Below are 20,661 nucleotides of genomic sequence, written 5' to 3' on the forward strand. Positions count from 1 at the left end.
CGGCAGCGGCCACAGCTTTTGCGATGTGCTCACGCTCTCGGCCTAATAGCTTTCGCGGAAGTCGTGCTCAAGCAAGAACCTTAAACCACGATGGTGATTTATCCTTTGGCGCTGCCTTTGGCGGGCGCTTCATCTTCTCAGTCTGCCGCCAGGTAGATCACATTCCAAGACGCCGGCTTGAGCCTCGCCCGCAACCTCCCGCGGTCAAAGGCCACGCTTTGCAACGGCGTCGGCTTGACCTTATCCGGCGTATTCTCGGTATTTGCCGCCATCAGATCATCGTGCCGGAGCTCGAAACGCTTGTGAACTGTCAGGGGACCGAAGCTTCTGGCCTCGACGCTCACCTCCATCTCCTGCTTCAGATCACGGTTGAGCAGAAAGAGCGACAAGCCGCCGCCTTGTTCGGCGACTGCCGCTATCTTGAGATACGGCACGTCAGGCACGGCCGGTCTACCGTCAGGATTGTTGTATGACGCATAGTAGGCCTCCGACTCGACTTGCGCGCGCAAAATCCTGCCGCGGCCAAAGTGGCTCATATGCGCAAAAGGAAAGAAGATGGTTTGCCGCCACGCACCTCCGCCCGTCCTGGTCATGATCGGCGCGATGACGTTCACGAGTTGCGCCAGGCAGGCAACTCTCACCCGATCGGCGTGATTCAGCAGGGAAATGCAGGCGCCGCCGAAGGCGAGCGCGTCCTCCATCGTATAGATTTCCTCAAGGATGGGTGGTGCCACTGGCCAGCGGTCTGCCGGGGCAGCCTCGCTGCGCGTTCGATACCAGACGTTCCATTCGTCGAAGCTCAGCATGAGACGCTTTTTGGAGCGCCGCTTGGCCGCAACCGCATCAGCTAGGACGACGACCTCATCGATGAAGCTGTCCATCAGGTCGGTGCTCGCGAGAAACGATGCAGTGTCCTGACTGTAATTCTCGAGATAAGTATGGATTGAAATGTAGTCGACGTAATCGAAGGTATGTTCGAGGACCGTTTCTTCCCATTGGCCAAAACTAGGCATGTTGCGCAACGATGAACCGCACACCGCAAGCTCGATGCTATGATCCACCCGCCGCATCATCTTGGCCGCCTCTCTTGCAGCTGCCCCGTAAGCGGCGGCGCTCTTTTGTTCTATCTGCCAGGGCCCGTCCATCTCGTTGCCGAGGCACCACAGCTTGATCCCATGCGGCGTCTGCCAGCCGTGCTTGCGGCGGAGCTCCGACCACGCAGTTCCTCCGGGATGGTTGCAGTATTCGACCAGATTGCGAGCGGCATCACCGCTGCGAGTCCCCAGATTGACGGCCATCATCGGCGCGACATCGGCGGCCCTGCACCAGTCAATGAATTCATTGGTGCCGAAGCTGTTCGGCTCGGTGCTGAACCAGGCCAAGTCGAGGCGCGCCGGCCTCGTCTCCAGTGGCCCAACGCCGTCCTCCCAATTGTACCCCGAGACAAAATTGCCGCCAGGATATCGAACGAGGGTCGGGCCGAGCTCCTTCACCAGCGCCAGCACGTCCTTCCGAAAACCCCTCTCGTCTGCGGTCCGATGGCTGGGCTCGTAGATGCCGCCATAGACGCATCGGCCCAGATGTTCGATGAAAGCACCAAAAAGACGCGGGTCGGTGTAACCAATGGTGAAGTCGCGGTCGATCAGAACTTTGGCTTTCCTCATGTCCTTCTCGGGTGGCCTGGGGCTGATGACAGTTACAAGGTGGCTGCTGCTGTGCGAGAAACGAATCAAGATTCGTGCCGTTTGCACGGAGAGAGCTCCATGAAGCCGATCCGCATCTATTGAGTGATTGTCGCGCAAACCTTGACCTGCGGCCTAACCAGCGCGGCGTCACGCTGGACTTCTCGCAACCCGGCAAGCCAAACGCCGATGCGAGGTGTTCGACGGTCGCTTCAGGGCCGAATGCCTCAACACCGATTGCTTCCTCAGCCTTGCAGACGCCCAGGAAAGGTGGAGACTTGGCGCAAATACCACAATGAAGAACGCCCCTGGGCGGCAATCGGCAACAGACGGCCGATTTTGCTGCAAAACCACGTCAGCGTAACAAGCCCGCCAACGTGTTCAGAGTCGTAAAACTCCATTCCTGGGCGGTCCAAACCGCGGAACAGATATCCATGGTAGAACGCTGCGGCGGAGTTGAGGGGGCCCGTAGGCGAAGCGGAGCCCGTCCGCGAGGACAAAATGAAGCGTACATTCATCATGGCACTTCCGCGGGATACCTTGTGGTTTTTGACAAGGAGCATTCTCGCTGAGGATTTCAAACAAGCCCTGTAGCCATGAGATGTAAGTGCGAAACTCCAGGAAAGGGCATTTGGGCGCTTGGGACTACGCGTCAGGACAGGAAAGTAGGCAAGAAGGTCGAAAGCGGGTAGAGCGGCACCGGATTGCCCCAGACGAAGGGTTCGAACACTCGGATGAGCAGAGGCAAGCTTCGTGAGAGTCAAATAGTGACAGGCCCGGTTCCATCGCAGTGCTGAGCCCGTTTTACCTTGGCCGATGACCTGTCGCCGCCCGAAGAAAAGTCACAAGCAAATCAGGCCTGGGCTCTACCGCCGCTCATCTGGATAGGCCGATGGGGCGGGCCTTTGGGGGCGGCGTACGCTACGTTGCATCCTGAAGCAAAAAACCCTGGGCATTCCTGCCAGGGTTTTGCATGTCATCGACACTTTGAGCGGGTGGATCAGAAGTCCATACCGCCCATGCCGGCGCCCGGAGGCATTGCTGGACCAGCCGCGGCCTTCTTCGGCAGCTCGGCAACCATCGCTTCCGTCGTGATCAGCAGCGCCGCCACCGAGGAGGCGTTCTGGACCGCGATGCGCACAACCTTGGTCGGGTCAATGATGCCCTTGGAGACAAGGTTGCTGTACTCGCCTGTCTGCGCATCGAAGCCATAAGAGTACTGCTCGTTGTCGAGGACTTTGCCGACCACAATCGAACCGTCTTCACCGGCGTTGATCGCGATCTGGCGGGCCGGCCAGGAGAGCGCCTTGCGCACGATCTCGACGCCGGTCTTCTGGTCGTCGTTCTTGGTGCGCAGGCCCTTGAGCTGCTCGGAGGCACGGAGCAGGGCGACGCCGCCGCCCGGCAGGATGCCTTCTTCGATGGCCGCGCGGGTCGCGTGCATCGCGTCATCCACGCGATCCTTGCGCTCCTTTACTTCGACCTCGGTCGCACCGCCGACGCGGATCACCGCGACGCCGCCGGCGAGCTTGGCCTGACGCTCCTGGAGCTTCTCACGGTCGTAGTCCGAGGTGGTCTCCTCGATCTGCGCCTTGATCTGGGCCACGCGAGCGTCGATGTCGGCCTTCTTGCCGGCGCCGTTGACGATCGTGGTATTCTCCTTGTCGATCATCACCTTCTTGGCGCGACCGAGCATGTTGAGCGTGACGTTCTCGAGCTTGATGCCGAGATCTTCCGAGATCGCCTGGCCGCCGGTCAGGATCGCGATGTCCTGCAGCATGGCCTTGCGGCGATCGCCGAAGCCCGGAGCCTTGACGGCCGCGACCTTCAGCCCGCCGCGCAGGCGGTTCACGACCAGGGTCGCGAGGGCTTCGCCTTCGACGTCCTCGGCGACGATGACCAGCGGCTTGCCACTCTGCACCACGGCCTCGAGCAGCGGCAGCAGCTCGTTCAGCGAGGAGAGCTTCTTCTCGTTGATGAGGATGTAGGCGTCGTCCATCTCAACGCGCATCTTCTCGGCGTTGGTGACGAAGTAGGGCGAGATGTAGCCGCGGTCGAACTGCATGCCCTCGACGACGTCGAGCTCGGTCTCGAGCGACTTGGCCTCCTCGACCGTGATCACGCCTTCGTTGCCGACCTTCTTGACGGCGTCGGCAAGAAATTTGCCGATCTCGGCATCGCCGTTGGCCGAAATGGTGCCGACCTGGGCGATCTCCTCATTCGAAGTGACCTTCTTCGAGTTCTTCCGGAGGTCTGCCACCACGGCCTCGACCGCGAGGTCGATCCCCCGCTTCAGGTCCATTGGGTTCATACCGGCGGCAACCGACTTGGCGCCTTCACGGACGATCGCGGCGGCTAGCACGGTCGCGGTGGTGGTGCCGTCGCCGGCAGCATCCGCCGCCTTCGAAGCCACTTCGCGCACCATCTGGGCGCCCATGTTCTCGAACTTGTCGTCGAGTTCGATGTCCTTGGCGACGGCAACGCCGTCCTTGGTGATGCGAGGTGCGCCGAACGACTTGTCGAGCACCACGTTGCGGCCCTTCGGACCGAGCGTGACCTGCACGGCATTGGCGAGGATGTCGACGCCGCGCAGCATGCGATCCCGCGCGTCTACTCCGAATTTGACGTCTTTGGCTGTCATAAAGAATTCCCTCAGTCCTTATTCTCTCATCCTTCAGCGCGCCCGGTGGGCGCTCGTCAGGGAGTGAGCTGTGCGAGCGCTGGGTTACGCGGCTTTCTTATTGGAAAACACATCGGTGAGAACGCCCATGATGTCGCTCTCCTTCATGATCAATAGGTCCTGCCCGTCGATCTTGACCTCGGTGCCGGACCACTTGCCGAACAGCACGCGGTCGCCGACCTCAATGTCGATCGGAATCAGCTTGCCGGTCTCATCGCGGCCGCCCGGACCAACTGCAATGACTTCGCCTTGCGAGGGCTTTTCTTTGGCAGTGTCGGGAATGATGATGCCACCAGCGGTTTTCTCATCGGCCTCGATGCGCTTGACCACGACGCGGTCGTGAAGCGGACGGAAAGTCATACAGGTCTCCTGAGCGTTTGAACAAGTTCGAGATAGGCACATTGTGACCAGCCCAATCATAGCAAGAGTCAGGCCAAATGAGCTGAACGATCCATCCCTGCAGTTCTGCTGAATCGCTGCCTGTCCTGCGCGTGTCTTTGTCTGGAAGCAAACGCCTTCAGGTACACAGCCCGCCAAGCTGTTGCGAAAATGACATTGCCTCGTCGAAACGCCCGGATTGAGCCCATCGTTCCTCAACATTGAACGGGCGGCCGTTACACCGATCGAAGCGCCGCGTGTTTCGACGAGGGCGGCCGGGCTGAACATGATTGCTTCGTCTGACGGCAGCATCTAGTCATCTGGAACGCAAATTCGTCGCATTAGTTGATTGCTCGAATCTCTAGATAGGAGAGCGCTTGTGGCGAATGCAGGTGTGAGAGGCCGGCCGATCGCGCCGTTGGTGCTGACTCCGCAGGAGCGGGCGTACTTGGAGAGGCAAGTTCGTCGTCATCGTGTAGCCCGATCGCCATCTGAGCGGTGCCGCGCGATCCTGCGGTGTGCAGATGGTCTGCCAAGCAAGTCTGTGGCTGCCGAACTTGGCATCCATGAACACACCGTTGGCAAGTGGCGCCACCGATTCTTGAAGGATCGCTGTGATGGCCTGCTTGACGAAGCCCGCCCTGGCCGCCATCGAACCATCGACGACGATCAGGTTGCTGAGGTAATCGAGCGGACAATGCGTAGGACGTCGCCCGACGCGACGCACTGGTCGATCCGCTCGATGGCTGCGGAAACTAGCTTTTCTCACACCACGATCCGCCGAACGTGGACGGTGTTCGGCTTGCAGCCGCACCGCATTCAGACATTTAAACTGCCGAGCGATCCGCTATTCGTTGATAAGGTGCGCGATATTGTCGGGCTTTACCTGTCCCCACCGAACCGAGCCCATTGTCCTCAGCGTCGATGAGAAAAGTCAGATCCAGGCACTCGATCGCGAGCAACCGGTCTTGCCGATGATGCCTGGCATACCGGAACGTCGCACGCACAGCTATGTGCGGTATGGTACAACCACGCTGTTTGCCGCGCTCGATGTCGCATTGGCTATTGCTGCGCACGAGAGATCACTCTGCCCGGCACGCCAGGGAGAATAGCCGACAGGTGACAGTCGAGCGAAGCCGATCTTTCGGCAGCCCCGAAAAAGAACCGCAGGCGACGATTTGGCTCATAGAGGGCGCATCTGCCGACGGCAGTCGCTGCACCTCTCGGTCCGACAGGCTTCCCTTTTGATGTCGATGGCATCCAAATAGCCGTCATGGATCAAGAGGACTGACGGACATATGAATTGTATACCTTGATATACGTTGTGCCGGCGCGTCCGGCGTGTGATTGCGGCTTCGAAGTCGAAATTCACCCGATCCCCGCGCCCAATGGAAAAAGAACCTGTGTCGTCTGTAGAAGTACACCAGTACATCGTCTCACTTCTTCAGAAGCCGAATCCCGTCATCCTGGATATTGGCTGCAATGACGGGACCGATACGCAACAGTTTCTCAACCTGTGCCCGCAAGCTCAGCTCTACTGCTTTGAGCCGGACCCCAGAGCGATCGCGCGCTTCAAGAAGAAACTGGGCCCATCCCTCAATAGGGTGAAGCTGCTTGAAATCGCCATCAGTGATCGAAACGGGATGATCGACTTCCATCCAAGCAATGCAGATGGTGATGCGAAGGAATGGGACCTCTCCGGCTCAATACGCCGCCCGAAGAATCATCTTACCGAGTATGATTGGGTTCGGTTCGATCGCCCTGTCTCGGTTGAAACGCGGCGGCTGGACGACTGGTGCAGCGAAGCCAAGCTGAACACGGTCGATTTCATCTGGATGGATGTCCAGGGAGCCGAAGCCGATGTTATCGCCGGCGGCGTGCGGACCTTGAGCAACACGCGCTTCATCTACACGGAATATAGCGACCGCGAGCTCTACGAAGGGCAGTTGTCCCTGCAAGCCATTCTGGACCTGTTACCATCATTTGAAGTGGCGGCCCACTATCCACGCGCAGTGGAAGGTGATGTATTGCTCAAAAATACGCGCTTCTAGTTCTACTCATATCGAGCGCCTCATTCATCGCTGGCAGACCTGACCAGCGCGCTCTATGCGACCCAAAGCTGCACAACTGCTGATTTAGGCGAGGGGATATCGGTAGCCGGACGGGGACTCCGGTTTCTCCATTGCAGACCCCACGCTCGACATCCGCGTCGGGCGGGTGATGGGTTTCTGGCAATCACTTATTTAGCTAGCCGCCACGACCGACGACTTCGCGGTCAGCAGCCCGAGCCGTTTCAGATGCTTGAACCAACGGTGCCAGCCGGCGCTCGAAGCGTTTAATCGTCTGAACGGCTGCTGTATGGTCTGGCCCTCTGGGAAGCTGGTGTACTGCTTCGAACAAATGCCAAAGCAATTGCATCAGTTCTCGTAGCTCCTTGAGATGGGCGGATTCGCGCTTTGCAACAGCAAGTCGCCGGTCGCCGAGGTTGCGGTACGGCAGATCGCGCCGGTTTACACGATGGAAGCCACCGTCCACGACCCATCGCCGGACGTCTGGCTGTCTGCGCGCAGGGCGCATTCGCTGACCATCGTGGCTGCGTTGAAGCCATGGTTCGAGAAGCAGCTGTCGATGATCTCGAGCGGCTCGACGCTCGCCGAGGACATCCGTTACGCGCTCAATCATTGGCTGGGACTGACGCGCTTTCTCGGTCACGGGCGTCTCGAGCTCGACACCAATCCGATTGAAAGCGCGGTCCGGCCGATCTGTTTGACCAAAAAATGGCTCTTGGCCAATCATGAGGTTGAAGTCAAAATTGGGCTTTCATTCGGTCGATCGTTGCCACCTGCAAGCTCAAGACTTGAACCCCCTCGCCTACATCGTCCAAGAACTCGAGGCGATCAACGCTAGCCATCGCCAAAGCGGAATCGACGACCCTTATGTCACGCAGATTCCGCAAAACGTCAGCCCAGCATCAATAGGGTTTTCGGGTAAGCGCTTACGTTGTTGCGGTGGTGCAGCGAGCAACGCGTCAGTGTATGTAGAGACCAGAGCCCGACCAGACAACCATGTCCCCACCGACCCTCTGTCATCCCGTCGGTCCGAAAGAACTGATCCACGCGGCATGCGCGCTTTGCCGCGGCGCTTGGCGGCCGACCTTGTATCCCGTGCTAACCGGAGACTAGGCCATCAAGGTCGCGCACCACTGAAATCTCCCAGCGAGGCTCGGCCTTGGTGATGCGCTTTGAGATCGCGTGACTTCCCCGCGAAGTACGACGTGCAAGAGGCTGGCGGTCGCTCACATCTGGAGTACTGGATTCCCGCCGAAGACCTCGATGCCTTCAATGCCGAACTGTTCGCCACATCGAGGTTGTCCGGAGTTTCCCCTAGCCGCGCCGTCCGATCACCCGCAATTCCAGATCGGCCCGATCGGCGTCCGCGTCCAGCACGGCCCGAAACTGCCGCCATTGTAGCGGCCGCCGCGGAAGCCGGGGTCGCCGAAATAGTGCCACTCGCCATCCCAACCGTAATACTGAGGAACCGGGTCAATATACCAGTGGCGCCGGTCGGCGCGCGAGAGCCGACGCATCGCGTCCTTCTGTTTGTAGAGCGGAATGCTGTTGCTCAGCGGCTGCCGATAGCCAGGCAGAAAGCCATATCCCTGCCAGACCGGCTTAGATCGCTTTTGAATTGGCGCAGCGTGCGCGACGACCGGCAGCAGCGACATGATGATAGAAACAGATAGACACAGAAGGCGAGACATGGATCGACGATAGTCGGTCGGTTGCGCAGAGGCAATTCAAATTCGGGTGCATAGTTCTGCGCAATCTTGCGCAGAATCTCTCTAGCTGATGACGCCCTTCCTGATCAGAAAGCACCCATATCCACTGCTGTCCCCACCTGCACGACGCCGAAGCTCGAGGCCGCCGCGCGATAGAAATCCGGCCACGAGAGCTTGCCGGGACTGATGAACGGCCGACCAGCGCTCGATCTCTGCCAGCAGCACTTCGGTCACACATTCGGGGTCGTCGACCGGCATCATCGCGCACACGAGATCGGGATCGTAATCGTCGAGCGGATAGAGCATCATGACAGCGCGGACGGTCCTCTGCATGGCTCATGCCCGGCAGCTGGATCAGGCGATGCGAGGAGGGGCGCCGCGGCAATGCGGGTAGCGGCAGTCCCCATGGCCATGCAGGCGAACAGCCAGAGCAGGTCGGGCGTAAGGATCGGATCGATCGATTTCAGCATGTGACGAACTATCCTCCTGATTGATGGCTTACGTTTGTCTCTGTCTCCCCAAGCCTTCATCCGCCACAGGGCCAGTACACTCCAAACTGTCGTTCATTGGTGGTAAAAAAAAGCCCGGCCTCATTGCGATGGCCGGGCGGAAGTCAGTCGTCGACAGAGGGAGAGCTGCCGACGGTTATTTGCGGCAAAACGTTCACCGCAAATTCTAATTAAGAAATGATCAATGATCGCCAGCATCCCCCTGGGGCTTGGAAGAAGTATCTTGTTGTTCGCATGCGAGCACTCGGAGCCCGTTCGAGCGATCCCGCAGGCGGCGATTGTCGCACCTGCGTCGCCCTCTGCTGTACACACATCGACCGCATTGGCATCTTCGTCTCACCGATATCAGCAAACAGCGGGCCGGTCCGGCTTGCCGAGCAACCTCGTCAGCTACTTCAAAATGGTACAACGTGACGTTACGTCCGATTCAAGGCCTTTTGAGCTGATCCGCATAAAGTTCAAGTCTCAACTGACTGGCGATACCAGTCGAGCAAATCGACATACTCGGCGTCGGCGCTATCGTCGCCCGGGCCAGGCCAGACGCCGGTCTGAAAGCATTGCCAGAACGTGTTCGCGGCGAGTTCATTCAGGGGAGGCCGCGCGCCAAATGCTCGTCCTTGCGCGTCTGCGCGCGGACGCAGTGGGGACGCTTGCTCTCGACCCAAAGCAGCGTGAATGGTGCCCCCGGAATGCCGAGCGCCCGCGCGCCTTCAATCATCATCGCCCCCTGCTGGCGGTAGCCATAGTCGATGATGCACCGCTGTGTGTCGCGATCGAGGACCGAGTTCGTCGACTTCAGATCGAACGAAGTCGCCGCTATCGTTCGGGATCCGGCGCCGGGGAAAGCATGGGCGGCTTGCGCGAAACTTCGCGGCGCCTACCGCGCGGAAGCAGCGGCGGCGCTGCACGCCGCATTGGAAGACGATCGATGAGCGACGGTAAGCGCGGGTGGAGATACGATGGACCTTGAAATCCCTGTGGCGCCGACAGCTACCAAGCTTGGCTTTCGAGAAGCTGGCTAGTGCCTATCTACGGTGATCATGATTCTTTGAACCTGTTAGGGTAAGCGCGGCCCAACCGCGAAGGAAGCAACATTTGCGAGGTGCGGGCATGATCGCGCCGGATAGGTCAATGTGTTCCAATTGACGGTCCCGTCTTGCTGCCATGGTGCTTGAAAAGGGCGTGTCTGTCCCTGTACCGACATGGCGGGCGGACGTCGCTCGTCTCTTTCAGTGACGATTGCCTGCAAGGTTCGTGAGTTGAACTGCGAGCCGTTGCGCTGAAATGCAAGTGGATCGTGCGCGACACGATAATGATCAGGGCAGGGGCGTAGAGGCTTATGAGAGGGCTCGCTATGTTGCGACTGAGAAGGGATGCTCCACGGATATGCAGTGGTGCTTTCGAGAGGCGGCTGAGCTCAAGGCTCTCTTGTCCTTTAAACAAGGCTGGCAGGCCGCCTGGTCCTCCAGCGGCAGACCGCATCATGACGCGGGTCCGGCAGTCCGTTGCTGCGGGGCGCGGTATTGCTCGTGGATGGACCACTTCATGGAAAGCCCGGCTGTGCTGCACTTCCGAGCAGGAGGCAGCCGGCGCTCTGGAGCGTTCCCTCGTTTAAAGCTGCGTGCTGGGCAATCACGAAGCTGTCGCACATGGCGCGCGCCAAATTGCTGGTGGTATTGAGCGACGCAGTTCCCGCGAGACCGCTCGCAATCTTGCAGACCTCAGCGCTCTGCCGCGCGGCGTTCGTCGCGGCGAGTCGCATCAGCGTCGTCGTGCTCGGGATTACCGCACCCTTGAGCGCTTCCTTCCACAGCTCATCGGTGGCCTCATAGAAGAAGGAACGGGCGGAACGCAGCGTGGCTTCCGCTCTGGCCACCTCCAGCTGGATATAGCCGCGCTCTGCCATCACGGGCGCTCCAGTGATCGAGGCGCGGCTTCCGGCCATGGCGATCACCTCGTCTAGCGCGGAGCGCGCAATACCGATGCCGACAATCGCATGCACCTGCGCAGCGAAAGCCACGGACGGATAACGATAGATCGGCCCGTCAAGTGTCGGCGGGCCTCCGCGGATCAAGGTCCATTCCTCCGGCACAATGACATCGTTGACAACGACGTCGTGGCTGCCGGTGCCTTGCAGGCCGATGACGTCCCAATTGGGGCGGATTGTCACCTTCTCGGCCGGCATCACGGCTACACGCGCAAGGCCACCGGTCGGATCGTCTTCCACAGTGATGCCAACGCCTATCAGATCCGCGCCTGGTGAGCCGCTGGCGAATGGCCACACGCCGTTCACGACAAATCCGTCGGCGCTTCGCCTTGCGGGCTGGAGCGGGAAAACCGCACCTGCCAACACCACGTCAGGTCCATTCGCGTATACCTTGCGAAGCGTGTCGTCCGGAAGAGCAGCGAGGTAGCGAGCCCCATCGCCGAAGCTGGCGACCCAACCGGCGGAGCCGTCGGCTTCGGAAATGCGCTCGATCAGGCGACAAAAATCGGCGGGCGTTCGCTCCTCGCCGCCGAATCGCCTGGCGGCCATAGCCCGATAGACGCCAACGCGCTTGAAGCCCTCGATGATCTCGTCTGGAATCTTCTGCGCGCGGGCGAACTCGTTTCGACGCGCGCGGATATCGGCCAGTAGCGGCGACAGATTATCCCAAGTCGCAGCCGTGGCGTCGGGGTCTGGAGTGATCTTCTCTGGTGGAGCATTCATAAACTGTCCTCGTTGTCTTGAGCCGATCGACGCCGCGCGTCATTGATATGGAATGCGCGCGCAGGGCGAAGCCGGCCGAGTGATACCCAGCCGGAGGAGATCGTCGAAACTGTCGCAGTTGATATCGACTGTGATGAGATTGCAGGCGGTTGCCGCTCCAACCCGCATCCCGAACGGGTTGGCTCAAAGAAAAGGTCTTGAGGGCAGCCGGCAAGGCTGAGCGAGATATCGCTGTCGATGTTGTCATTGAAGCTGAATAGGCAAAGCAGTCCATATGCAGCGGCGAGATCGCTCCGGCTCTGCTGCACTATATCTCCGACGGTCGACGGCAGCGCATCTCGTGTCATGTCTTCTCCAACGGACAATTTGTTACACTTGGGGCCGGGCCGCCTCGGCCCACGTTGTGAATTCCTGAGTTGCTGCGAGGTCGCCCAAGCCTGCGGCTCCTCTTCCATCTCCCAGCAATCGACGTGCCATCAAACATGGTCTGCCGGCCTTGTCTGAATCGAGCGAGATCACATGGACCGTGCCGCGCCAGCAGGATGCTCGCGCCCCCGTGTCTGGTTCCAGGCACAAGACGTCATCAACCGAACACGGCCGGAGCAGAACGACTGAAGTGGACCTCGACCGCGGACCAGTGGGACTCGGCTTGCCTAGTGGAGTTTCAGGCCCGCTCCCTGACATTGCCAGCAGCGCAATTTGCCGTTGTCGCGACTGTCGGTGAACTGTTGGTCAGAAGCGGAGACGTCAGACGGCAGGCGTTCAACAAACGCGACTCAAACCGGTGGTCGCAGTTGTCGTACGCGCGACAGGTTTCTGTTTATGCTGATCCAAGCTACAGGCCCAAGACAGATACAACGAGGCTGCTTTTCCGACACTGGCGGTCTCCCAAATGGCAGGTGCAGGAGGGACCGTCCGATGCCGACGCGCGAGTAGCATTTTTCTTTACATCGGTTGGCTGGGCAGTCGCCGTGGTCGTAATCCCGCTATATGTGATCTTCGGCCCTGGCTGAGCCGGGTGAGATCATAAGCAGGACCATAGGTGGCTTACCGGATCGCCCGGTGTTCTCGCGTGTTTTGGAGGCCGAAAGCTCAGGCCAAGCATGCCTGGCACCGCAATCTGCCGCTTGAACCACCTCTGTTGGCCTGGCGCATCAACGTGGAGGCATGAATGCTGTCGGCCGCGGTATGAGTGTTTCTTGGTGCTGGCCTCGCGTTGCCAACATGAGTACGTAGAATAGAAGGAGAATTAAGAGGCCGCGCATACCAAAGGGTCTTCCCGAAGCTATGACAATTGTGGAGCGGATTGCATTCGGTGCATTTGATGCAGCCGATGGCCGAGCCAATTACGCGGAACTCGACCGAAGCCATGTGTGAGGCAGCAAACGATCAGCCGGGTGCGTGAAGGCGCCAGCGTCAGCTCAGCAGATCGACCCTGCCGGTGTCGAGCCGATACAGGCCCCCGACCACCTTCAGTCTGTTCTGCTCAACTGCCGCGTTCAGAATCGGTCCCGTCGATTTGAGTTTGTTGACATTATCGATTACATTTTGCCGGGTCGCATCGGCGAACGTGTCGCCGGTTTGCTGACGAGATCCTTTTACCGCAGGCGCAAGCGCAGCGACGAGGGATGAAATGTGACCCGGCGGCGGCTTACCGTCGTGGAGCGACTTGATCGTGGCGTCTACCGCACCGCAATGATCGTGGCCAAGTACCAGGATCAATGGCGTGTTCAGCACGGCGACCGCATATTCCATACTGGCGAGCGTGTCATCGTTGGCGAAGTTGCCGGCGAGGCGGCAGACAAACAGATCACCAAGTCCGCTGTCGAAGACAAGTTCAGGCGCCACACGTGAATCGGCGCAGCTCAGCACCGCCGCATATGGATTTTGCCCATCGACTAAAACCTGGCGCTCGCGTTTGAAATCGTCGCCTCGTGATGCGCCTTGGACATAGCGATCGTTCCCTTCCATCAGCCGCTTCAGCGCAGCATCCGGCGAGATCAGGTTATCTGGCTTGGGCGGCGCTTTTGTTTCCTTCGCATCGACAATGTTGTTGCTAAGCCGCAGGCAAACCGCCGAAAAAGCGAACAGCAACAGCGAGCGGCGTGAAGGCGCGATCTTGATTGGATAGGACAATGCGTCTTACCTCATCGCGCGGCTTTACGCCACCCGGTGGCCGCGGCTTCCGCTTCGCTGCAGAGCCAGCGTTCACCGGGCTTCTTCGCCATGTCGATTTGTCCGTAACTGAGTTGCCCGGGCAAGTGATAAATGCGCTCGCCGTTGTGGTCCAGGGTGCCTTTTATCAGACACTCGGGCGAGGGCGGGTCCGATAGCAGAGCGGGTCCGAGCAGGAGTTCCCGAGCGTCGATCGGAATCAAGCTCGCGCCGACGATGATCGTCCACTTGTTGCGGCGACGCCAGTCCCAAGGCGCGATGAACGCCCCCGACCACAGCCCCGCATAGGCTGTACTCGCCACCAACTCGTAGATAGCGTAGGCATGGTTAGATGGGCCCGATGATAGTGCCCAACCCGAGCGTACCATCCAGGCCTTCACATCCTCGCCTTCGATGAAGCAACTGCCGAGTGACCTCCCGTACTCATCAACTCCTGTAGTATGACAATCCCACGTTCGCCCGTTCGAATGCTTGATAAGCTCGTCGCGAGCAGCTACGCCGCAAGCCCATTTGCCGCCGTGGGCGTCGAGGCAAATCTGATCAGTCTCAGGAGCTTCGATGCCTGAGAGCCGAATCTTGGTTTGCTCGATCTCGATCGTATTGCCGTCGACGATGCGCGGAGCGCCGCTGAGTTTCGCTGCACAGACCGGAGATGTGGTGACAGCGAGCAATGCGACCACCATTACGCGGTGTTTCATCCCGACAATAACCTTTCGCTCTTGGTCCATGTTCACGCACGATCCGGCGCCGGCACATTCGATTGCTTGACCGCGCCATATCGGTTATTGGCCGGCATCGTTCGACGTGTGCTTTATGAAAGCTTGTTCGTGATTTCCAACCTACGACCTGACGCAGGGTGAGATTCAAGCGATTTCTTCCAGTGTGCGTGTCTCGGTATCCTTCGAGCGCCAGGAGCAGATGGAGCGGAACTAAAGAAGCATTTTTCCCATGCTTCAAATCCGGATCTATGACGCACAGACGAATGCGCGCGAGGCAATCTAGAGCCGACTCAGTTCTGTCCTCGATGCCTCGCGCACGGCTCCGTGGCTCCTCGCGGGGGGCACTCGGAAAATGGCCCTCGGTCAGGGAGTATGCCGGCGTCCCTAACACTGCCCCCTTCCCTGGTACCCTCTTAACAGAGTTCGTCGCAGCCTCGGTCCCGCGTGCCGTATCGGCATCGCTAGGTTCACGGTCCTGCGGGGTGCCAGTCAGTCGCGCGATGCGCGGCGCGCACGCCGGATCGGCTTGAGCCGAGGCATCTCCAGGCTGATCCCGTGAAGAATGACATGGAGAGCTGATCCACTCGCATATTTGGTGTCCTCTCACTGCGCGGTTGCGCCGTGGGCCAAACCGGCTCTCGCAAGTTGGCACGCGCCGCTGAGCTCGACTCCTCGCGGAAAGAGCCGAGCGCAATGTGCTGCCCCGACCTTGCCGATGATGGGCTGAAGGCTGCGGGAAAGACTCGCGACTGTTGCGAAGGCGTAAACACCGCGACTTTAGAGCGGATATGTCTTGCGGTTACTCTGAGGCGTGCGGCGCTCAAGGAGCGGCGGCGCGATCTTGCTCTGGGCGACCATTTACTCAGGCTTTTCGCGCCCCTCTAACTCTTCCCGTTCCTTTGGCTCTATGCGATCGAACCAGGAGCCAGGAGGAAAGGTCGCGATGCGCTGAGCAAAGAAGGATTGCGGCTCCCAATCTTGTCCTTCGCTCTTCTCGAAAGTGATGACCCCGTTGTGGGTAAAAAAGCGGGGCCCTGGGATATTACAGTTCACCAAAAGCAGAACGCGCCACAGGCCACCTTTCTCGGTAGGCTTATCATTCCGTTTCGGCAAGTAGTCCACTCCAACAGGTTCAACGATAGTGCAGCGGCCCCGCCGCAGAAGATTGCCGAGCTGGCCTTGCGCGGTCGTCACAAAGTTGAAGTTGGCCGGATCATGAAGAAAGCGAAGATTTGCGTCCTTTTCGCCATCCGTGACTTCACTGACGATCAACGAGAGCGCCAGGGCGCGCCAGCCCAATTCCATCGGCTTTGCATAGGTCGACGCAAGTTCAATCGTCCCGTCGAGCGCGATCTTCCAGGTGATAACGTACTGTTCGTCTGATTTATTGTCCCGGTGCCTGGTCCACGAAACGAAAACATATTCATTTCGGTCAACTTCTTCAGCGACGCCCCACGTTCCAGGGACGAAGTGTGCCACCTTGGAGACGTTGGAGATAATGTGTTCTATCGTTTCACCGTTTTGCGCTCGCCACGTTGACTTGACTCTTTCAATAAGGGTGCTGTCGTCGGCGCGAACACTGTTGCTCGTGACAGCCAGCCCGGCAAGGCAGATCAGCAATCGACCGAGACAAAACCATAGCGCGCGTCTTCCAGACATTCTCTTCATAACCGTCGGCCTATCCGGTTTTCATCCACACGTCATTTCGAAGCGGGCAACGATTATGCGCGAGCGCAAGAAGTTAGCGGCGACGCGACGGGGTGCCCGCTGATGACCCGCGCGAGCAGGCGCTCCCTTCTATGTCACGCGCCGCTAACTTCAGTTGCCAGCGACAGCCCCAATTTGCTGTGCTGGACACGCCCAGCAGGAGAAGTCTGGGCATCCCGAGGACTTGCATTGTTCGTGCCAGGTAATAGACGGCAATTCGCACCGACTTTGTGTCCTCTTTGTCGACTTTCCGACTTACGCACGTTTCGATGGTTTCATTCAGCCTATCCATCGCGGCTTATGCATCATCGTCACGCACCGGATATTCGGCGACGCAGGGCAACGCTGACTGCCAAGTTCCTGACGGGAATTGGGAGCACGTTTGCCGCCATTGAACCGTTTGGTTCGGTATCGTTGCCGGAATGTGGGCTTTTCTATCTCTGCCATGCCTTCTTGCGGCCAAGGGGCCACGGCGCGTTTGGCGCTCGTTTCGCAATATGCGGCGCTCCGGAAATCGAGAGCAGCCTCAGCCAGCTGCGCTTTGCACTCAATGGCCAACGACGCGAGCCGATCTTCACCGCCGAGCATTTGGAGTATGGCTGGCGCCGCAAATCAACGTGCTCGCCAGGTATGTTGCTGGCTTTCGCCAGGTGTCTTGGGCCTATTCAACACGGATCCCGTTGGTCGAGAAGGCGGCTGGATGGCGGACGTGCTCGAAGAACCGCTGGTAAGCCGGGACTCGCATCAAATGCGTTCTACTCAAGGCAGCAGTCCCGACCGCGCAAGCCGCATTCGTCCGTTCCACCGATCTGGCGTACGGCCCCACGCGCAGGCAGCTCCGATGATCATCCGATATCGCTGATGGAGAGCGCTTTTACATCGTGGTCGACGATAGAGCTGCACAGTCATTCGCGTAGCAGATGTCGCAGCATCAGCTTGAGACATAATCTGATAGGTTGACGGCAGAATTCTCTTGCCGATAATCCAAGTCGTCGAGGTTCTCCGGCTTCCATTTGATCCGGAGCTAAGAGGGAAGCCGGTGAAAATGCCGGCGCTGCCCCCGCAACTGTGAGCGGCGAGCCGCTGTCCAACGATGTCACTGAAGCCTGCGCAGCTTCGGGAAGGCCGGACAGCAGCGATGACCCGCGAGCCAGGAGACCTGCCCCGACAATATATTCGTCCACGGGCGGGGTGTCCCGGTGGTGCGCCAAGCAGCCGTCGCACGCGCGACTTCCCCTGCCTGCGTCCGCCATGGCCTTTGCCCCCAACATGGGGTTAACGCTATGTCTCTTCTCTCCCTTCCGGTTGCCACGCTCGGAACGCCACGCATCGGTCCAAGGCGCGAGCTCAAACTCGCTCTTGAAAGTTACTGGGCCGGAAAAAGCAGCGAACAGCAGTTGCTCGAGGACGCAGCCGGCCTGCGTGCCGCGAACTGGGCTCGTCAGAAATCCATCGGCGTCACGGTCATTCCATCGAACGATTTCTCGCTGTATGATCAGGTGCTCGACACAAGTGTCATGGTTGGCGCCATCCCGGATATCTACGCTTCGAAAGCCGAATCCGTATCGCTCAAGACGTACTTCGCCATGGCCCGCGGTTCACAATGCGACGACCAGGGTGCGAGTTGCGGTCACGGACCGCGCGCATTTGGCGCACCCGCGCAGGAGATGACCAAGTGGTTCGACACTAACTACCACTACATGGTCCCCGAGTTTCACAGGGGACAGACTTTCAGACTGTGCTCTCGCAAGCCGATCGAGGAGTATGAGGAAGCCAAGGCGCTTGGTTTTCAGACCCGCCCTGTCCTGATCGGGCCGGTCACGTTCCTAAAGCTCGGCAAGAGTGCCGATCCTGCCTTCCAGCCACTCTCACTATTGGATCAACTGATACCGGCCTATATCGAGGTTCTGCAGGAATTGGCCAAACGCGGAGCAAATTGGGTCCAGTTCGACGAGCCCTGCCTGGCTCTTGATCTGGATGAGGGGGCGCGAAAATCTTTGCTACATGCCTATGACCGGCTCGCCAAGGAGGAGCCCGCCATCAAGATCATGGTTGCCAGCTATTTCGGCGACCTCGGCGACAATCTGAACACCGCCTTGAGCTTGCCAGTTGCCGGACTGCACCTCGATCTGGTTCGAGCGCCAGAGTTATTGGATGAGATCATTGCTGGCGGCCGAAGTGATCTCGTCATGTCGCTCGGTGTCGTCGACGGCCGAAATGTATGGCGGTCGAATTTGTCGTCGCTCCGCCAGCGGCTGGAACCCGCGATTGCGAAACTCGGCAAGGATCGTGTACAGATCGCGCCATCCTGCTCGCTGCTTCATGTGCCGGTCGATGTTGAACTCGAGACGGGGCTCGCTTCCGACGTCAAGAGCTGGCTTGCTTTCTCGGTTCAGAAGATGCGTGAGCTTGCGATCCTGGCGCGGGCACTCGCAGGCGACCAGAATGTTGCGCAAGCTCTTGCCGAGTCGGAATGTGCCGCGACTGTCCGCCGGACTTCGCCAAAAATCCATGATGCCAATGTCGCTGTCCGGATGAGAGCGATCGACCAAACCATGCGCCGGCGCGCCAGCCCATTTGCCCGTCGTGCCGAGATCCAACGCAATCGTTTCGGACTACCGGCTTTTCCTACCACGACGATCGGATCGTTTCCACAGACCACAGAGGTCCGGAATGCCCGTGCGGCGCATGCGCGAGGCGCGATGAGCGACGAGCAATACGACAGGTTCCTCAAGGAGGAGACCGCGCGCGCCGTACGTTGGCAGGAGGACATCGGTCTTGATGTCCTCGTGCATGGCGAATTTGAGCGCAATGACATGGTGCAGTACTTCGGCGAGCAACTCGCCGGCTTCGCATTTACCAGAAACGGATGGGTGCAATCCTACGGCTCGCGCTGCGTCAGGCCACCGATCCTGTTTGGCGATGTCTTGCGGCCGAAGCCGATCACCGTGGACTGGTGGCGCTACGCGCAATCGCTAACCGGGAAGCCGATGAAGGCGATGTTGACCGGACCGGTGACGATCTTGAACTGGTCCTTTGTTCGTGATGATATTCCCAGAAGCGAGGTCTGCCGCCAGATTGCGCTGGCGATCCGAGACGAAGTCCGCGATCTCGAGAATGCTGGTGCGACCATGATCCAGATCGACGAAGCTGCACTCCGCGAAGGAATGCCGTTGCGCCGATCGGAGTGGACGGATTATCTCGATTGGGCCGGGGATTGCTTCCGCATCTGCTCATCGGGCGTCGCCGATCAAACGCAAATTCATACGCATATGTGCTACTCCGAGTTCAACGACATCATCGGTGCGATCGCTGCAATGGATGCAGATGTCATCTCGATCGAGACGTCGCGCTCGAAAATGGAACTACTCGAGGCGTTCAGGAACTGCGAATATCCAAATCAGATCGGGCCGGGCGTGTACGACATCCACTCTCCACGCGTTCCCGAGACGGGCGAAATGAAGAAGCTGATAGCGTTGGCTCGGACACGGCTGCAGGACTCGCAGCTCTGGGTCAATCCGGACTGCGGCCTGAAGACGCGCAAATGGGAGGAGGTTCGGCCGGCGCTTGTCAACATGGTTGCTGCCGCCCGCGAACTGCGCGCTGCATCCGATCCGCGAGGCCGTTGATCCTGGGCTTGGGTCTCTTCTCGACAAAGCTGATCCGCTTGTGGATCACTTGCGCTCTCGATAATCTCGATGGAGGCTTGGGAACACGAAAAAAATGCCCGGCCCCGCTTAGCGGGCCGGGCGGAAGTAAAGTCTGGGAGGAGCGACGCTGACGCATCGCACGGACTTCCATCGGCGGAGGGAGGACAGCCGCCGGTTCGATCACGGCGAGGACATTCGCCGAAAATCTGAGCCCAGTTGAAGCACAAGCTCAGCCTAGCTCAACTATGCCGTGGTATGCGAGCGATATAGCTCGAGATTAGAAATCTACACCAAGGTTTGTCGCTCATGATCACGTTGGCAACTGTTGCTGACAGCAACGAGGGGCAGTGATGCCGGGCGGTTGCCGCACCGGACGGGCACCAACCGCAAACTCTATGTTCCAAAAACCCGGCTCCAAGGATCTCGCAAGCGTAGCCAATGCATGAGCGGTCGCTACGATTTGGATCCTGCTTAAGGCAGTCGTTGGTTCCCCCGATTTATGCCAAGCTTTGAGAGAGCGGTGACGGGATTCTTTGGAGGATATTTGCCGGCCAGACAGCGGCAGGCCGCTCGGTCCCAGTTCGTTTCGACCGAAAGGCCTTCGGGCTGGGGCCGATGTGGTCTACGCCGGGCACAAGCCATTTCATCGGTACCAGCCCATCTTGAAACAGAG

The 20,661-nt window shown here is 59.2% G+C and carries 13 protein-coding genes, 2 pseudogenes and 1 riboswitch; of the genes and pseudogenes, 5 read left to right on the top strand and 10 right to left on the bottom strand.

The window, feature by feature from the left end:
• Positions 1–137: 137 nt before the first annotated feature.
• Entirely contained in the window at positions 138–1,664 is a 1,527-nt protein-coding gene (gene arfA, locus ACNJX8_RS10950; protein ID WP_439360613.1) for an arabinosylfuranosidase ArfA, read from the bottom strand.
• Positions 1,665–1,801: 137 nt separating this feature from the next.
• On the opposite strand from arfA, the pseudogene ACNJX8_RS10955 reads away from it, so the two are divergent.
• Positions 1,802–2,075, top strand: a pseudogene (locus tag ACNJX8_RS10955) (integrase core domain-containing protein); the annotation flags it as partial.
• A 607-nt stretch (positions 2,076–2,682) separates the two neighbouring features.
• Here the strand turns inward: ACNJX8_RS10955 and groL are convergent.
• Together groL and ACNJX8_RS10965 are read right to left on the bottom strand one after the other, a co-directional pair.
• Entirely contained in the window at positions 2,683–4,323 is a 1,641-nt protein-coding gene (groL, locus tag ACNJX8_RS10960; RefSeq protein ID WP_439360614.1) for a chaperonin GroEL, read from the bottom strand.
• 84 nt (positions 4,324–4,407) lie between these two features.
• Positions 4,408–4,722, bottom strand: a complete 315-nt coding sequence (locus ACNJX8_RS10965) for a co-chaperone GroES (RefSeq protein WP_128946081.1) — start codon at positions 4,720–4,722, stop codon at positions 4,408–4,410.
• Between the two features lie 397 nt (positions 4,723–5,119).
• Between ACNJX8_RS10965 and ACNJX8_RS10970 the strand changes: the two are divergent.
• From ACNJX8_RS10970 to ACNJX8_RS10980, 3 genes and pseudogenes are all read left to right on the top strand, one after another.
• Positions 5,120–5,798: pseudogene (locus ACNJX8_RS10970) on the top strand (IS630 family transposase); the annotation flags it as partial.
• Positions 5,799–6,143: 345 nt separating this feature from the next.
• Positions 6,144–6,791, top strand: coding sequence for an FkbM family methyltransferase (locus ACNJX8_RS10975; protein ID WP_439361881.1), 648 nt, complete (start codon positions 6,144–6,146; stop codon positions 6,789–6,791).
• A gap of 388 nt (positions 6,792–7,179) precedes the next feature.
• On the top strand, positions 7,180–7,647 hold the full coding sequence (locus ACNJX8_RS10980; RefSeq protein WP_439360616.1) for an IS66 family transposase: 468 nt from the start codon (positions 7,180–7,182) through the stop codon (positions 7,645–7,647).
• 493 nt (positions 7,648–8,140) lie between these two features.
• On the opposite strand, the gene ACNJX8_RS10985 is transcribed toward ACNJX8_RS10980, so the two are convergent.
• The 7 genes from ACNJX8_RS10985 to ACNJX8_RS11015 all read right to left on the bottom strand — a co-directional run bounded on the left by ACNJX8_RS10985 (position 8,141) and on the right by ACNJX8_RS11015 (position 16,290).
• Complete coding sequence (locus tag ACNJX8_RS10985; protein ID WP_164939553.1) at positions 8,141–8,500, bottom strand: hypothetical protein; 360 nt, start codon at positions 8,498–8,500, stop codon at positions 8,141–8,143.
• 81 nt (positions 8,501–8,581) lie between these two features.
• The gene (locus tag ACNJX8_RS10990; RefSeq protein ID WP_439360618.1) at positions 8,582–8,827 is read right to left on the bottom strand and encodes a hypothetical protein; all 246 of its coding nucleotides are present in this window, start codon (positions 8,825–8,827) and stop codon (positions 8,582–8,584) included.
• A gap of 786 nt (positions 8,828–9,613) precedes the next feature.
• A complete protein-coding gene (locus ACNJX8_RS10995) occupies positions 9,614–9,748 on the bottom strand; it encodes a hypothetical protein (protein ID WP_439360619.1) in 135 nt (44 codons plus the stop codon).
• 822 nt (positions 9,749–10,570) lie between these two features.
• A complete protein-coding gene (locus tag ACNJX8_RS11000; RefSeq protein WP_439360620.1) occupies positions 10,571–11,737 on the bottom strand; it encodes an acyl-CoA dehydrogenase family protein in 1,167 nt (388 codons plus the stop codon).
• Positions 11,738–13,153: 1,416 nt separating this feature from the next.
• Positions 13,154–13,873: a carbonic anhydrase gene (locus ACNJX8_RS11005; RefSeq protein ID WP_439360621.1), complete on the bottom strand. Its 720-nt coding sequence runs from the start codon at positions 13,871–13,873 to the stop codon at positions 13,154–13,156.
• An 11-nt stretch (positions 13,874–13,884) separates the two neighbouring features.
• Complete coding sequence (locus ACNJX8_RS11010) at positions 13,885–14,640, bottom strand: thermonuclease family protein (protein ID WP_439361882.1); 756 nt, start codon at positions 14,638–14,640, stop codon at positions 13,885–13,887.
• Between the two features lie 849 nt (positions 14,641–15,489).
• The gene (locus ACNJX8_RS11015) at positions 15,490–16,290 is read right to left on the bottom strand and encodes a nodulate formation efficiency C protein (protein WP_439360622.1); all 801 of its coding nucleotides are present in this window, start codon (positions 16,288–16,290) and stop codon (positions 15,490–15,492) included.
• A 1,026-nt stretch (positions 16,291–17,316) separates the two neighbouring features.
• A riboswitch (cobalamin riboswitch) is annotated at positions 17,317–17,519 on the top strand.
• Between the two features lie 102 nt (positions 17,520–17,621).
• On the opposite strand from ACNJX8_RS11015, the gene metE reads away from it, so the two are divergent.
• Complete coding sequence (gene metE, locus ACNJX8_RS11020; RefSeq protein ID WP_439360624.1) at positions 17,622–19,967, top strand: 5-methyltetrahydropteroyltriglutamate--homocysteine S-methyltransferase; 2,346 nt, start codon at positions 17,622–17,624, stop codon at positions 19,965–19,967.
• Positions 19,968–20,661: the final 694 nt, after the last annotated feature.

It is taken from the genome of Bradyrhizobium sp. SPXBL-04, assembly GCF_051853035.1.
In the GTDB taxonomy this organism is placed as follows: domain Bacteria; phylum Pseudomonadota; class Alphaproteobacteria; order Rhizobiales; family Xanthobacteraceae; genus Bradyrhizobium; species Bradyrhizobium zhanjiangense.

What these genes read in the sequence shown, in the direction of transcription:
- ACNJX8_RS11000 (WP_439360620.1), bottom strand. Translation starts at nt 11,737, where the DNA reads ATGAATGCTCCACCAGAGAAGATCACTCCAGACCCCGACGCCACGGCT.
- ACNJX8_RS10990 (WP_439360618.1), bottom strand. Translation starts at nt 8,827, where the DNA reads ATGATGCTCTATCCGCTCGACGATTACGATCCCGATCTCGTGTGCGCG.
- ACNJX8_RS10985 (WP_164939553.1), bottom strand. Translation starts at nt 8,500, where the DNA reads ATGTCTCGCCTTCTGTGTCTATCTGTTTCTATCATCATGTCGCTGCTG.
- ACNJX8_RS10980 (WP_439360616.1), top strand. Translation starts at nt 7,180, where the DNA reads ATGGGCGGATTCGCGCTTTGCAACAGCAAGTCGCCGGTCGCCGAGGTT.
- ACNJX8_RS10965 (WP_128946081.1), bottom strand. Translation starts at nt 4,722, where the DNA reads ATGACTTTCCGTCCGCTTCACGACCGCGTCGTGGTCAAGCGCATCGAG.
- ACNJX8_RS11010 (WP_439361882.1), bottom strand. Translation starts at nt 14,640, where the DNA reads ATGGACCAAGAGCGAAAGGTTATTGTCGGGATGAAACACCGCGTAATG.
- ACNJX8_RS11015 (WP_439360622.1), bottom strand. Translation starts at nt 16,290, where the DNA reads ATGTCTGGAAGACGCGCGCTATGGTTTTGTCTCGGTCGATTGCTGATC.
- ACNJX8_RS10995 (WP_439360619.1), bottom strand. Translation starts at nt 9,748, where the DNA reads ATGATGATTGAAGGCGCGCGGGCGCTCGGCATTCCGGGGGCACCATTC.
- groL (WP_439360614.1), bottom strand. Translation starts at nt 4,323, where the DNA reads ATGACAGCCAAAGACGTCAAATTCGGAGTAGACGCGCGGGATCGCATG.
- metE (WP_439360624.1), top strand. Translation starts at nt 17,622, where the DNA reads ATGTCTCTTCTCTCCCTTCCGGTTGCCACGCTCGGAACGCCACGCATC.
- arfA (WP_439360613.1), bottom strand. Translation starts at nt 1,664, where the DNA reads ATGAGGAAAGCCAAAGTTCTGATCGACCGCGACTTCACCATTGGTTAC.